This window comes from Micromonospora sp. NPDC005252 (genome assembly GCF_042872475.1).
Classification (GTDB): Bacteria; Actinomycetota; Actinomycetes; order Mycobacteriales; family Micromonosporaceae; genus Micromonospora.
The window spans coordinates 332895-344800 of sequence record NZ_JBIAKN010000001.1 but is presented as its reverse complement, the minus strand read 5'-3'; the positions used below and the strand labels follow the sequence as shown (position 1 = coordinate 344800).

The following is an 11906-nucleotide window of genomic DNA, read 5'->3' as shown; positions in this document are numbered from 1 at the left end:
GTCAGAGGGCGCAGTTGATCAGGACCGGCTCGGGGTGCAGGGTCACGCCGAGGCGGGCGTGCACGGTGTCACGGATGGTGCCGGCGAGGGTGAGCAGGTCGCTGGTGCTGGCCGTGCCGCTGCGATTGGTGAGGGCGAGGGTGTGCTTGCTGGAGATGGCCACGCCGTCCGGGCCGGGGTGGCCCTTGGTGAAGCCGGCCTTGTCGATCAGCCAGGCCGCGCTCACCTTGACCAGGCCGTCCGCCCCGGGCCAGGACGGGGGCTCGCCCAGGTCGGCGGCACGCTCCCGGAGCAGCTCGTACGTCGCCCGGTCGAGCACCGGGTTGGTGAAGAAGGAGCCGACCGAGCGGGTGTCGGGATCGGCGGCGTCGAGCACCATGCCCTTGCCGGCGCGCAGCCGCAGCACCGTCGCCCGCGCGTCGGCCAGCGGCACCCGCTCGCCCACCTCGACCCCGAGCGCCCGGGCCAGCTCGGCGTAGCGCACCGGGCCGGACAGCGGCGAGCGGGTGAGCTGGAAGTCGACCGAGAGGACCACCCAGCGGTCCTGGTACTTGAAGATGCTGCCCCGGTACGCGAACCCGCACTCTGCCGCGGGGACGATCCGACGGGTGCCGTCGAGCCGGTCGTACACCTCGACGCCGGTGATCGTCTCGGCGACCTCCTGGCCGTACGCGCCGACGTTCTGGATCGGGGTGGCGCCGGTCGAGCCGGGGATGCCGGAGAGGCACTCCAGGCCGGCCCAGCCGTTGCCGATCGTCGCGGCGACCAGGTCGTCCCACGGCTCGCCGGCCTCGACGCGTACGGTGACCGACTCGGCGTCCTCGGTGAGGACCCGCAGGCCACGGGAGCGCACCAGCACGACCGTGCCGGGGAAGCCGGCGTCGCCGATCACGACGTTGCTGCCGCCGGCCAGGACCAGGATCGGCTCGTCCGTGACCTGGACCGCCCGGATGATCTCGTCGGCGCTGGTCGCGGCCACGATCCGCCTGGCCGGCCCGCCCATCCGTAGCGTGGTGTAGCCGGCCAGTGGACCCGGGATGGCACGATCGGCTTCGGTTGTCGGCTGGGCGTAGGCGTCTGACACGTCTTTCACCTTAGGCTGATGGGCAGCCGTGGCACCTACTGGTGGCCCGGCACCCCCGGGAGGATGGCGATGAGCAGACTGCAGGGCAGCAAGGACTTCTGGATTGGGGCGCTGCGGGCCGAGGGCCCGGCGTTCGCCGCGGCGGTCGCCGAGGCGCCGCCGGAGACACCCGTGCTGTCCTGTCCGGGCTGGACAGTCAATGATCTCACCCTGCACCTCGCGGGCATCTACCACTGGGTTTATTCGTTCGCCGGGTCGGGGCGGACGGAGGTGCCGGCCCGCCGGGACGCGTCCGCGGCACCCTCGGGCCTGAGCGCGCTCGAGCTCTGGCAGCAGGGGTACGACCAGCTGATGACCCTCTTCGACGGGCTCGACCCGGAGGCGCCGGCGTGGAACTGGGCACCGCAGCCGAAGAAGGCCGGCTTCTGGCCGCGCCGGATGGCACACGAGACGGCGGTGCACCGCTGGGACGCCCAGCTCGCCATCGCCGCCGGTGAACCGGTCGAGGCCAAGCTCGCCGCCGACGGGGTGAGCGAGGTGCTGGACACCTGGTTGCCGGCCGGCCGGCGGCAGGTCAAGGGCGACTGGCACGGGGTGGTGCAGCTCGCGGCGACGGACGCGGATCAGGAGTGGTATCTGCGGCTGCGCGGCGAGGGGGTGGCGCTGCTCGACACGGCGACCATCTTCGACCACGACGATCACCACGCCCGCGCGCAGGTCAGCGGCACCGCGAGCGATCTGCTGCTGGCGCTCTGGGGGCGGGTGAGCTTCGAGACCCTCGACGTCACGGGCGACCGCGCGCTGCTCGACGGCCTGCGTACCGGCTGATTCCAGGGCCAGACCCGCGACGAGGGCGTCACTCCGGCAGGGGTGGCGCCCTCGTCGCGTATCGATGGACAGATTCAAGAGAGCGCTCTCTTGACACTGCCCGGGGAAGCCACCACCCTGACGTGAGAGCGCTCTCTTGGCCTCCTGCCACCACCTGACCACCTTGAGAGAGGTCCATATCCGATGGCTGTCTTTCCGCGCCGCCGCCTCGCCGCGGTGGCCCTCGCCGCCACGACCGCCCTGCTCGTCACCGCCGGCTGCGGCGGCGGTGACGACGCCGAGGCGGACGGGCCGATCACGCTGACCGTCGACGTCTTCGGTCAGTTCGGCTACGACCAGCTCTACCAGGAGTACATGGCCGCACACCCCGGCGTGAAGATCGTCGAGCGGGGCACCGGCAGCAACCTCGACGAGTACTCGCCGAAGCTGACCCAGTGGCTCGCCGCCGGCCGGGGCGCCGGCGACATCGTGGCCATCGAGGAGGGCCTGCTGGTCGAGTACAAGGCCAACCCCGGCAACTTCGTCAACCTGCTGGACCACGGCGCCGCCGACCTCAAGGGCAACTTCCTGGAGTGGAAGTGGAACGCCGGCCTGACCCCCGACGGCAAGCAGCTCATCGGCCTCGGCACCGACGTCGGCGGCATCGCCATGTGCTACCGCAAGGACCTCTTCGAAAAGGCGGGCCTGCCCACCGAACGGGACGCCGTGTCGAAGCTCTGGCCGACCTGGCAGGACTACATCGCCACCGGTGAGAAGTTCGTCGCGGCCAAGACCGGGGCGTCCTTCCTCGACGCGGCCACCAACACGTTCAACACGATCCTGCTGCAGACCGCCGGCAACACCACCGGCTACAGCTACTACGACACCAACGGCAACGTCGTGGCCGACAGCAACCCCGCGGTACGGCAGGCCTGGGACACCACCATGGACATCATCGACTCGGGCCTCTCCGGCAAGTACGGCTCCTGGTCCGAGGAGTGGGTGTCGGCCTTCAAGCAGTCGAAGTTCGCCACCATCGCCTGCCCCGCCTGGATGACCGGTGTCATCGAGCAGAACTCCGGCCCGGCTGCCAAGGGCAAGTGGGACATCGCCCGGGTGCCCGGCAACGGCGGAAACTGGGGCGGGTCGCACCTCGCCGTGCCGAAGCAGAGCAAGCACCAGGCCGAGGCCATCGAGCTGGCGAAGTTCCTGACCAGCGCCAAGGGCCAGATCGGCGCCTTCAAGGCCAAGGGTCCGCTGCCCTCCTCGCCGCAGGCGCTCGACGACCCGGCGATCGCCGGCTCGACCAACGCGTACTTCTCCGGGGCGCCCGTCGGAGCGATCTTCGGCACCGGCGCGAAGAGCCTGAAGCCGGTCTACATGGGCCCCAAGAACCAGGCCGTCCGCACCGAGGTGGAGAACGCCGTACGGACCGTGGAGCTGGGCCAGCGCAGCCCCACGCAGGGCTGGACGGACGCGGTGACCAACGCGAAGAAGGCCGCCGCCAAGTAGCCCGAGCCAGCGTGCGGGCGGGCTCCGGGACCCGGAGTCCCGCCCGCACGACGGAAAGGAGTCCCCGGGCATGACCGTCCAGCTCGACGCCCGACCGCCGGTCGCACCGGCAGCCGGGCACCAACGCCGATCGTCGGGTCGGCTCAGCCGGCTCGACACCCGCTTCTCGCCGTACCTCTTCATCGCCCCGTTCTTCCTGATCTTCGGAGTCTTCGGGGCGTATCCGCTGGCGTACACCTTCTGGGTCTCGCTGCACGACTGGGACCTGCTCGGCACCGACCACCCGTTCGTCGGCGCGGAGAACTACACCCGGCTGCTCGCCGACGCCGACTTCTGGCACGCGCTGGTCAACACGATGGGCATCTTCGTCATCTCCACGGTGCCGCAGCTGCTCGCCGCGCTCTGGCTGGCCAACCTCCTGAATCGAGGGCTGCGGGCGCGTACGGGCTGGCGGATGGCGGTGCTCGTCCCCAACGTCACCTCCACCGCCGCCGTGGCGATCGTCTTCGGGGTGCTCTTCGGCCGCGAGTTCGGCATGATCAACTGGCTGCTCGACCTGGTCGGGATGGACGCGATCGAGTGGAAGTCCAACCGGGTCGCCTCCTGGGTGGCCATCTCCGCCATGGTCGACTGGCGGTGGACCGGCTACAACGCGCTGATCCTCCTGGCCGCGATGCAGGCCATCCCCCGCGACCTGTACGAGGCGGCGGCGATCGACGGCGCCAACCGCGCCCGGCAGTTCTGGTCGGTCACCGTGCCGCTGCTCAAACCGACGATCATCTTCTGCACGATCATCGCCACCATCGGCGGCCTGCAACTCTTCACCGAGCCCCGGATGTTCAACTCCGGCACCAACCCGATCCGCGGCGGGCCGCTGCGCGAGTCGCAGACCCTGACCATGTACATGTTCGAGAACGCCTTCGCGCCGCACTACAACTTCGGTTACGGCTCGGCGGTGGCGTGGCTCCTCTTCGCGCTCATCGCGATCGTCGCGGCGGTCAACGTGCTGATCCTGCGCCGACTCGGCGGCGGGGCCGGCCCTCGCAAAGGAGCAACCCGATGAGCCGCCTCTGGCGGGCGAGCCCGCTCACCTACCTGGCCCTGATGTTCGCCGCCGTTCTGTCGATCTTCCCGATCTGGTGGATGTTCGTCGTCGCCAGTCGCAGCAACGACGCGATGGGCCAACTGCCACCCCCGGTCACACCGGGCGGCAACCTGGGCGCGAACATCGCCCGCCTGTTCGACAACACCGACGCGTACTTCCTCACCGGTCTGATCAACTCGGTGATCGTGGCCACCACGGTGACCGTCTCGGTGGTGTTCTTCTCCAGCCTGGCCGGGTTCGCCTTCGCGAAGCTGCGCTTCCGGGGGCGCAACGCGCTGCTGTTGGTGATCATCGCGACGATGATGGTGCCGACGCAGCTCGGCGTGATCCCGCTCTATCTGCTCATGACCAAGTTGCAGTGGAACGACCGGCTGCCCGCGGTGATCGTCCCGGTGCTGGTCACCGGCTTCGGGGTGTTCATGATGCGGCAGTACGCCGGCCAGGCCATCAGCGACGAGCTCATCGAGGCCGCCCGGATGGACGGCTGCGGCACCCCGCGGATCTGGTGGCACGTGGTGCTGCCGGCGCTGCGCCCGGCCGCGGCCGTGCTCGGCCTGCTCACGTTCATGACCACCTGGAACGACTTCCTGTGGCCGTACGCTGTGCTGAACGACCCGGCGAACCCGACCGTTCAGCTCTCCCTGCGAGCGCTGTCCGACGGGTATTACCAGGACATGTCGCAGGTGTTCACCGGGACGGCCATCGCGACGCTCCCCCTGCTGCTGGTCTTCGTGCTGTTCGGCCGCCAGATCATCGGCGGGATCATGGAAGGTGCGGTCAAAGCGTGAATGAACTCCGGTTTCCCGAGCACTTCCTCTGGGGTGCGGCCACCGCCGCGTACCAGATCGAGGGCGCGGCCCGCGACGACGGTCGCGGCCCGTCCATCTGGGACACCTTCTGCCGTACGCCAGGCAAGGTGTACCAGGGCCACACCGGCGACGTCGCCTGCGACCACTACCACCGGTACGCCGACGACGTGGCGCTGATGGCCGAGCTGGGCCTGCGGGCGTACCGGTTCTCGGTCGCCTGGCCCCGGATCCAGCCCGACGGCAGCGGCCCGGTCAACCCGCGCGGGCTGGACTTCTACGACCGGCTCACCGACACCCTGCTCGCCCGGGGCATCGACCCGATCGTCACCCTCTATCACTGGGACCTGCCGCAGAGCCTGGAAGACCGGGGCGGCTGGACCAACCGGGACACCGCCGAGCACTTCGCCACGTACGCCACCGCCGTGTACGCCCGCCTCGGCGACCGGATCGACGTCTGGACCACGCTCAACGAGCCGTGGTGCTCGGCGTACCTCGGTTACGGCAACGGGGTGCACGCGCCGGGCGAGCAGGACGGCGCCGCGGCCTTCACCGCCGTACACCATCTGCTGCTCGGGCACGGCCTGGCGGCGCGGGCGCTGCGGGCGGCCGGCGCGCGCAGCGTCGGCATCACCGTCAACCCGGCCGATGTACGGCCGGCGGACCCGCAGAGCGCGGCCGACGCCGCCGCCGTCCGCCTGGTCGACGGCCTGCACAACCGGATCTTCCTCGACCCGCTGCTGGCCGGGGGCTATCCCGACGACGTACGCGAGCACGTGGCCCGCATCGTCGAGCCGACGTTCATCCGCGACGGCGACGAGAAGCTGATCGCCGCCCCGATCGACCTGCTCGGCATCAACTACTACGCGCCCACCTACGTCGCCGGCCGCCCCGACGGCGACGGCGACGGCGCCTACCCGGGCACCGAGGGCGCGGTGCACTTCCTGCCGCCGGCCGGGCCGCTCACCGACATGGGCTGGATGATCGAGCCGTCCGGGCTGACCCGGTTGTTGGAGCGGATCGCCACCGACTATCCCGGTGTGCCGCTGCTGATCACCGAGAACGGCGCGGCGTTCCCCGACAAGGCGGGCACCGACTCGCCGGCCGGGCCGGGACAGGTGATCGACAACGACCGGATCGCCTACCTCGACGGGCACCTGCGGGCGGCGCACGAGGCGATCTCCCGGGGCGTGGATCTGCGCGGGTATCTCGTATGGTCATTCCTGGACAACTTCGAGTGGTCGGAGGGTTACCGCAAGCGGTTCGGGATCGTGCACGTCGACTACCTGACCCAGCGGCGCACACCGAAGGCCAGCGCCCGGTGGTACCAGGAGGTGATCTCCCGGAACGGGCTGTGACGAGCGGGGGGAGAGTCGCGATGACCACGGCACAGCGGCCGACGCTCGAGGCGGTGGCGGCACGGGCCGGGGTGTCCCGGGCCACCGTCTCCCGGGTCGTCAACGGCTCCACCACCGTCGCCGAACCCATCCGGGAGGCCGTCAACCGGGCGGTCGCCGAGCTGGGGTACGTGCCCAACCTGGCCGCCCGCAGTCTGGTCACCCAGCGGACCGACTCGATCGCCCTGGTCATGCCGGAGGCGGCCACCCGGGTCTTCTCCGACGACCAGGTCTTCCCCGGCATCATCCGGGGCGTCAGTCAGGAGTTGGAGGCCGCCGACAAGCAACTGGTCCTGATGCTGGCCGGCTCACCGGCCGGGCACCAGCGGGTCGAGCGGTACACCACCGGTCGCCACGTCGACGGAGTCCTCTTCGCCTCGCTGCACGGCGCCGATCCGCTGCCCGGCACGCTGGCCCGGCTCGGCATCCCCGTGGTGGTCAGCGGCCGGCCGCTCGGCGACGTACCCGTGCCGTACGTCGACGTGGACCACGTCGGCGGGGTCACCGCCGCCGTCCGACACATGATCGACGGTGGTCGCCGGCGGATCGCCACCATCGCCGGCCCGCAGGACATGGTTGCCGGGATCGAACGGCTGATCGGCTACCGGGAGACGGTGGCCGCCGCCGGGCTGCCCGAACTGATCGCCGTCGGCGACTTCACCCGGGAGTCCGGTGCGGCGGCGATGGACCGCCTGCTCGCCGACCATCCCGACCTGGACGGGGTGTTCGCCGCCTCCGACCTGATGGCACACGCCGCCCTGCGCACACTGCGCGCCGCCGGCCGGCGGGTGCCGGAGGACGTCGCGGTGATCGGCTTCGACGACATCGAAACCGCCGCCTACACCGAGCCGCCGCTGACCACCGTCCGGCAACCGATCGTGGAACTCGGCCGACGGATGACCCGGCAACTGCTCCGGCTGGCGGCCGGCGAAGCGATCGAACCGGCCGTCATGCTCGATACCGAGCTGATCATCCGCGCGTCGGCCTGACCCGTCTCGCTCTCAAGATCCGCTTTCAAGATCCGCACAACTTCGGTGTTGTTGCTGCTTCCCGGCGTCGGGAGGCAGCAACAACCCTGAAGTTGCTGCCCGGCGCGTTAATGCGTCGCCACCGTGCGCGATCGTCGTTAGCCTCGCCGGCATGCCGGATCCTGTCGCGTTGCTGCACGTGCCCGCTCTCTCCGACGTCGCCGAGTACGCGTACGCGGCCACCGTCGAGCCGCCCGCCCGCCTGGTGTTCACCGCCGGGGCGTGCCCGCTGGACGCCGAGGGCCGCACCGTCGCGCCGGGTGACCATGCCGCGCAGGCCCGGCAGGTGCTGGCGAACATGGAGACCGCCCTCGGCGCGGCCGACGCGCGGCTCACCGACGTCGTCAAGACCACCGTGTACGTGGCATCGTCGCGGCAGGCCGACCTGGTGACCGTCTGGGAGGTGGTCCGGGACTTCTTCGGCGACCACGATCCGCCCAGCACCCTGCTGGGTGTGGCCGTGCTCGGCTACACCGACCAGCTCGTCGAGGTCGAGGCCGTCGCCGCCGTACGGACGGGGGCCTGAGATGCGCATCCGTGTGGCGCAGCCCGACGACGCCCCGGGCGTGGTGGCCCTGCGGGCAAACGTCCACCCGTACCTGGTGCGTGGGGTCGAGTCGACCCGCAAGATGATCGCCGAACCACCGCCGATCGACGGCTGGACCGCGTTCGTGGCCGAGGTCGACGGCCAGGTGGTCGGCTGGACGTCCGCCGAGCCCAACACCTCGACATCGGTGCAGGGTTTCGGCGACGTCAGCATGCTGCACGTGCACCCCGAGCACCGCCGCAGGGGAATCGGGACGGCGCTGTTGAACGCCGCGACCGACCACCTCCGCCCTCTCGGGGTCCGCCGCGTACGCACCATGGCCGCAGCGGACTCGCTGCCCTTCGCCCGCCGGCACGGTTTCACGCCCAGCCGCGAGGTGCGCTACTCGGCGCTGGACCTGACCCCGCCGCCCGCGCTGCCCGAGCCGCCTCCGGGTGTACGACTGCGGCCGATCGCCGAGCTGGACCCGCACCTGCTCTACGAGGCGAACGTCGCCGCAGCCGTCGACGAACCCGGTGACGTACCCGTCGACGCGGTCACCTTCGAGAGCTGGCAGTACGACGTGTGGGACAACCTCGGACTGGACAAGACCGCCAGCACCGCCGCCGAGGTCGACGGCGAGGTGGCCGCGTTCAGCCTGGTCAAGCGGGACGGGGAGCGGATGTGGTCGGACTACACCTGTTCCGTCCCGACGTACCGGGGTCGAGGGCTCGCCCGACTGGCCAAGACGGCGGCGCTGCACCGGGCCGCCGAAGCCGGCGTACGGGTCGCGTACACCTCGAACGACGAGTCCAACGCGCCGATGCTGGCGATCAACGCCCGGCTGGGCTACCGACCGGTGGCGACCCTGTGGGCCTGCCTGGCCGACCTGACCTGATCAGTCAGCTCGATTGTCGCTGCGCGGGCGCGTCCACTTCAGGAACCGCGCGACGTACACCGCGGGGTCCGGGCGCAAGCCGAGCTTCAGCGCGTCGGCGAACGCCTCCCACGCGAGCGTGGTCAACATGAGCAGCATCCCGACCCGGTCGCCATGCCAGCGGGACAGCAGCGACAACCGCGCGGCTGAACACGGCCAGTGGGCGCCGCAGCGGGTACAGCGCCAGTGCGGCAGCCCGGGCCGACACCGCCGCCGAGCGGCAGCGGCGAGCGTCCTAGGGCTTGATGTGGGGGACATTTGGCCGGACGTTTTAAAGCGCCGTGAGCCGGCGTGGCTGCGGCCGTGGGTCGAGACAGAGCTTCAGGCGACCGCCCTCCGCGCGTTTCAGGTTTCTGTGATTCCCGGTCTGCTACAGACACCGGAGTACGCGTCGCTAGTCCTCAGTAGCGGGTTGCTGGACGCGGACGAGGTTGCGGGTTACGTCGAAACGCGACTCCGCCGACAGGCGGCGGTCCTTAACCGGCGTAAGCCCCCGCTCTTCATCGCAGTCATCGACGAATGCGCGTTGCGCCGTGGGGAGCCCGACATCATGCATCCCCAGCTAGACCACCTGATCGAAATGGCGCAGCGGCCTAACACCTTCCTTCATGTGTTACCGCTTGACGCGGGCATGCACGCCGGGCAGGCCGGGCCGTTCGTCATTGCTACCACCGAGGATGGCGACGTGGGATACCTGGACGACCAGGCAGCCGGCCGACTGACCAACGAGACAGCCCCGCTCTGGGCCATCTGGGATACGCTGCGATCAGTGGCTCTTCCACGGCGCCACACCATCGACTTCTTGAAGGCACGAACATGGCTGACCTGACCGGCGCCGAATGGCGTACCAGCACCCGAAGCAGCTCTAACGGCGGCGACTGCGTCGAGGTCGCGGACAACCTGCCGGGCGTCGTCGCGGTCCGCGACTCGAAGGATCGCGATGGCGGCACGCTCCGGTTCGACCGTCACACCTGGCGGGGCTTCGTCGACATGGTGAAGACCGCCGCCCTCTGAGCAGCCACATCAACAAGACCCTCGGGTAGACCGGGGGTCTTTCGGTATGCCCACTGCCGGCGATGGCGCACCGATACGACGAGATCTTGGACAGTTTCCGTTGGCTGCTAACGGAAACTGTCCAAGATCTGCGGCCGGACCCGCGGGGCCGGCGGGTCCCCGGGGCCGGCCGGGGCCGACGGGCCGGCGAGGGCCGACGGGCCGGCCGGGACCGGCGGGCGCGGCAGCGCCGCGCGAGCGCGTCGCACTTCGAATCCTTGATCACTTGATGGTGACCAGTTCGAACCCGCTTCTGACAACTGGTCAGCATCACGTGATCAAGGAGGGAGCGCGCGCCCTACGCGACGTCGAAGACTTCGCGTGCCGTCGCGTACGTATCCGCGCCGAAGAGCACCAGGCGTGCCTCGGTGACCGTCGCCGGCCTGGCTGAGCGAAGCACCGACAGCGCCTGGCGGACCGCGTCGTCGACCGGCCAGCCGTAGATGCCGGCGGAGATCAGCGGAAACGCGACCGTCGTCGCGCCCAACTCGTCTGCCACGCGCAGGCTGTTGGCGTAGCAGTCGCGCAGCAGCGCCGAGCGGTCCTCGTCGGCCGACCAGACCGGGCCGACGGTGTGGATCACCCAACGGGCGGGCAGTTCCCCGGCGGTGGTTGCCACCGCCTGGCCGGTGGGCAGGCCCCTGCCGTACCGGGACGCCCGCAGCGCCCGGCACTCGGCCAGGATGGCTGGCCCGCCGCGTCGGTGGATGGCACCGTCGACTCCGCCGCCGCCGAGCAGTGACGAGTTCGCGGCGTTGACGATGGCATCCACCCGCTGGGCGGTGATGTCCCCCTCGACCAGGGTGATCTCCATGTCAGCTCTCCTCGATCGACTGGCCCAACGAGCGGCGGGCCAGCAGGGTGGCACCGGCGACCGCGGCCGGCATGACCAGCACCGCGCCGAGCGGAATGAGGAAGCAGAGGAAGACCGCCACCCCGAAGCCGAGCGCCATGGGCCGGTCCGCCTTGAGGATCGTCCGGCGTTGCGGCAACCGCATGCCACGTCGGTAGAACGGCGCTCCGACCAGCTCGACGGCGAGGAACCAGCCACCCACCGCCGCCCCGATCACCGGCACGACCGTCTGGCCGACCACCGGAATGAAACCGGCGAAGAAGAGCGGGATGCCGACCAGCGCCGTGAGGGCCACCAGGCGTACCGAGTCGGCGAGGCTGCGGCGCAGTGACGACCAGAACGGCACGTCCACGGCGTCCGGGGTGCCGCCGAGCCGCTCCTCCACCATCTCGGAGATCTTCTCGTAGAACGGGTCACCGATGACCAGGGTGACCGCGGTGAAGCTGACTACCGCGAGCAGGCCACCGAGCCCGATGAAGGCCAGCCCGGCGATCACCCGGACCAGGCTGCGGCCGGTGCTCGACCAGTCGTCGGCGAACGGGGTGACCAGGGCGGCGAGGTCGTCCACGAAGTACACGAGGGTGGCGATCGCGACCACGAAGAGCCCGCCGGAGATCAGCGCCGGCACCAGACCGAGCAGCATGAGCTTCGGGCTGCGGACGTACATGCCCAGTCCGCGCAGGAGCAGCCTGACCCCGAGGAGGAAGCGTCCGACGACCCCGGTCACCGGGCTGGCGATTCTGCTGACGTCCACGATCGAGCAGCCTAACGACAGGTGATCGAATTCGCCGGACGGCG

The 11906-nt window shown here is 70.3% G+C and carries 14 protein-coding genes; 10 read left to right on the top strand and 4 right to left on the bottom strand.

Going from position 1 to position 11906, the window contains the following annotated elements; all coding sequences use genetic code 11:
* Window position 1: 1 nt before the first annotated feature.
* Entirely contained in the window at window positions 2-1084 is a 1083-nt protein-coding gene (locus tag ACFYPH_RS01645) for a UDP-N-acetylmuramate dehydrogenase (protein WP_387178169.1), read from the bottom strand.
* A gap of 18 nt (window positions 1085-1102) precedes the next feature.
* Here ACFYPH_RS01645 and ACFYPH_RS01640 point away from each other — a divergent pair, with 18 nt between their 5' ends.
* The 8 genes from ACFYPH_RS01640 (at window position 1103) to ACFYPH_RS01605 (ending at window position 9163) form a co-directional block, all read left to right on the top strand.
* A complete protein-coding gene (locus ACFYPH_RS01640; RefSeq protein WP_387178166.1) occupies window positions 1103-1912 on the top strand; it encodes a maleylpyruvate isomerase family mycothiol-dependent enzyme in 810 nt (269 codons plus the stop codon).
* Window positions 1913-2095: 183 nt separating this feature from the next.
* The gene (locus ACFYPH_RS01635) at window positions 2096-3403 is read left to right on the top strand and encodes an extracellular solute-binding protein (RefSeq protein ID WP_354854560.1); all 1308 of its coding nucleotides are present in this window, start codon (window positions 2096-2098) and stop codon (window positions 3401-3403) included.
* Between the two features lie 70 nt (window positions 3404-3473).
* Window positions 3474-4466: a sugar ABC transporter permease gene (locus tag ACFYPH_RS01630; protein ID WP_354859775.1), complete on the top strand. Its 993-nt coding sequence runs from the start codon at window positions 3474-3476 to the stop codon at window positions 4464-4466.
* Window positions 4463-5296 (top strand): carbohydrate ABC transporter permease, encoded by an 834-nt coding sequence (locus ACFYPH_RS01625; RefSeq protein ID WP_354859777.1) that lies wholly within the window; start codon window positions 4463-4465, stop codon window positions 5294-5296. Before ACFYPH_RS01630 ends, ACFYPH_RS01625 begins: the two co-directional genes overlap by 4 nt.
* A complete protein-coding gene (locus ACFYPH_RS01620; RefSeq protein WP_354859778.1) occupies window positions 5293-6672 on the top strand; it encodes a GH1 family beta-glucosidase in 1380 nt (459 codons plus the stop codon). Before ACFYPH_RS01625 ends, ACFYPH_RS01620 begins: the two co-directional genes overlap by 4 nt.
* A gap of 20 nt (window positions 6673-6692) precedes the next feature.
* Window positions 6693-7700: a LacI family DNA-binding transcriptional regulator gene (locus ACFYPH_RS01615; RefSeq protein ID WP_354859779.1), complete on the top strand. Its 1008-nt coding sequence runs from the start codon at window positions 6693-6695 to the stop codon at window positions 7698-7700.
* A 151-nt stretch (window positions 7701-7851) separates the two neighbouring features.
* On the top strand, window positions 7852-8265 hold the full coding sequence (locus ACFYPH_RS01610; RefSeq protein WP_355135587.1) for a RidA family protein: 414 nt from the start codon (window positions 7852-7854) through the stop codon (window positions 8263-8265).
* A 1-nt stretch (window position 8266) separates the two neighbouring features.
* Window positions 8267-9163 carry a GNAT family N-acetyltransferase gene (locus tag ACFYPH_RS01605; protein WP_387178160.1) on the top strand — a complete coding sequence of 299 codons (897 nt, stop codon included), beginning with the start codon at window positions 8267-8269 and terminating at the stop codon, window positions 9161-9163.
* Here the strand turns inward: ACFYPH_RS01605 and ACFYPH_RS01600 are convergent, their stop codons facing one another.
* A complete protein-coding gene (locus ACFYPH_RS01600; protein WP_387178157.1) occupies window positions 9164-9292 on the bottom strand; it encodes a hypothetical protein in 129 nt (42 codons plus the stop codon).
* Here ACFYPH_RS01600 and ACFYPH_RS01595 point away from each other — a divergent pair.
* Window positions 9291-10031, top strand: a complete 741-nt coding sequence (locus ACFYPH_RS01595; RefSeq protein WP_387178153.1) for a DUF5753 domain-containing protein — start codon at window positions 9291-9293, stop codon at window positions 10029-10031. The genes ACFYPH_RS01600 and ACFYPH_RS01595 overlap by 2 nt on opposite strands.
* Window positions 10028-10216: a DUF397 domain-containing protein gene (locus tag ACFYPH_RS01590; protein ID WP_354859857.1), complete on the top strand. Its 189-nt coding sequence runs from the start codon at window positions 10028-10030 to the stop codon at window positions 10214-10216. The genes ACFYPH_RS01595 and ACFYPH_RS01590 overlap by 4 nt, the downstream gene beginning before the upstream one ends.
* A gap of 337 nt (window positions 10217-10553) precedes the next feature.
* On the opposite strand, the gene ACFYPH_RS01585 is transcribed toward ACFYPH_RS01590, so the two are convergent.
* Window positions 10554-11069, bottom strand: a complete 516-nt coding sequence (locus ACFYPH_RS01585) for an O-acetyl-ADP-ribose deacetylase (RefSeq protein WP_387178150.1) — start codon at window positions 11067-11069, stop codon at window positions 10554-10556.
* Window position 11070: 1 nt separating this feature from the next.
* A complete protein-coding gene (locus tag ACFYPH_RS01580) occupies window positions 11071-11862 on the bottom strand; it encodes an EI24 domain-containing protein (protein WP_387178147.1) in 792 nt (263 codons plus the stop codon).
* Window positions 11863-11906: the final 44 nt, after the last annotated feature.

What these genes read in the sequence shown, in the direction of transcription:
- ACFYPH_RS01595 (WP_387178153.1), top strand. Translation starts at nt 9,291, where the DNA reads ATGAGCAGCATCCCGACCCGGTCGCCATGCCAGCGGGACAGCAGCGAC.
- ACFYPH_RS01610 (WP_355135587.1), top strand. Translation starts at nt 7,852, where the DNA reads ATGCCGGATCCTGTCGCGTTGCTGCACGTGCCCGCTCTCTCCGACGTC.
- ACFYPH_RS01630 (WP_354859775.1), top strand. Translation starts at nt 3,474, where the DNA reads ATGACCGTCCAGCTCGACGCCCGACCGCCGGTCGCACCGGCAGCCGGG.
- ACFYPH_RS01635 (WP_354854560.1), top strand. Translation starts at nt 2,096, where the DNA reads ATGGCTGTCTTTCCGCGCCGCCGCCTCGCCGCGGTGGCCCTCGCCGCC.
- ACFYPH_RS01585 (WP_387178150.1), bottom strand. Translation starts at nt 11,069, where the DNA reads ATGGAGATCACCCTGGTCGAGGGGGACATCACCGCCCAGCGGGTGGAT.
- ACFYPH_RS01615 (WP_354859779.1), top strand. Translation starts at nt 6,693, where the DNA reads ATGACCACGGCACAGCGGCCGACGCTCGAGGCGGTGGCGGCACGGGCC.
- ACFYPH_RS01640 (WP_387178166.1), top strand. Translation starts at nt 1,103, where the DNA reads ATGGGCAGCCGTGGCACCTACTGGTGGCCCGGCACCCCCGGGAGGATG.
- ACFYPH_RS01600 (WP_387178157.1), bottom strand. Translation starts at nt 9,292, where the DNA reads ATGTTGACCACGCTCGCGTGGGAGGCGTTCGCCGACGCGCTGAAGCTC.
- ACFYPH_RS01605 (WP_387178160.1), top strand. Translation starts at nt 8,267, where the DNA reads ATGCGCATCCGTGTGGCGCAGCCCGACGACGCCCCGGGCGTGGTGGCC.
- ACFYPH_RS01625 (WP_354859777.1), top strand. Translation starts at nt 4,463, where the DNA reads ATGAGCCGCCTCTGGCGGGCGAGCCCGCTCACCTACCTGGCCCTGATG.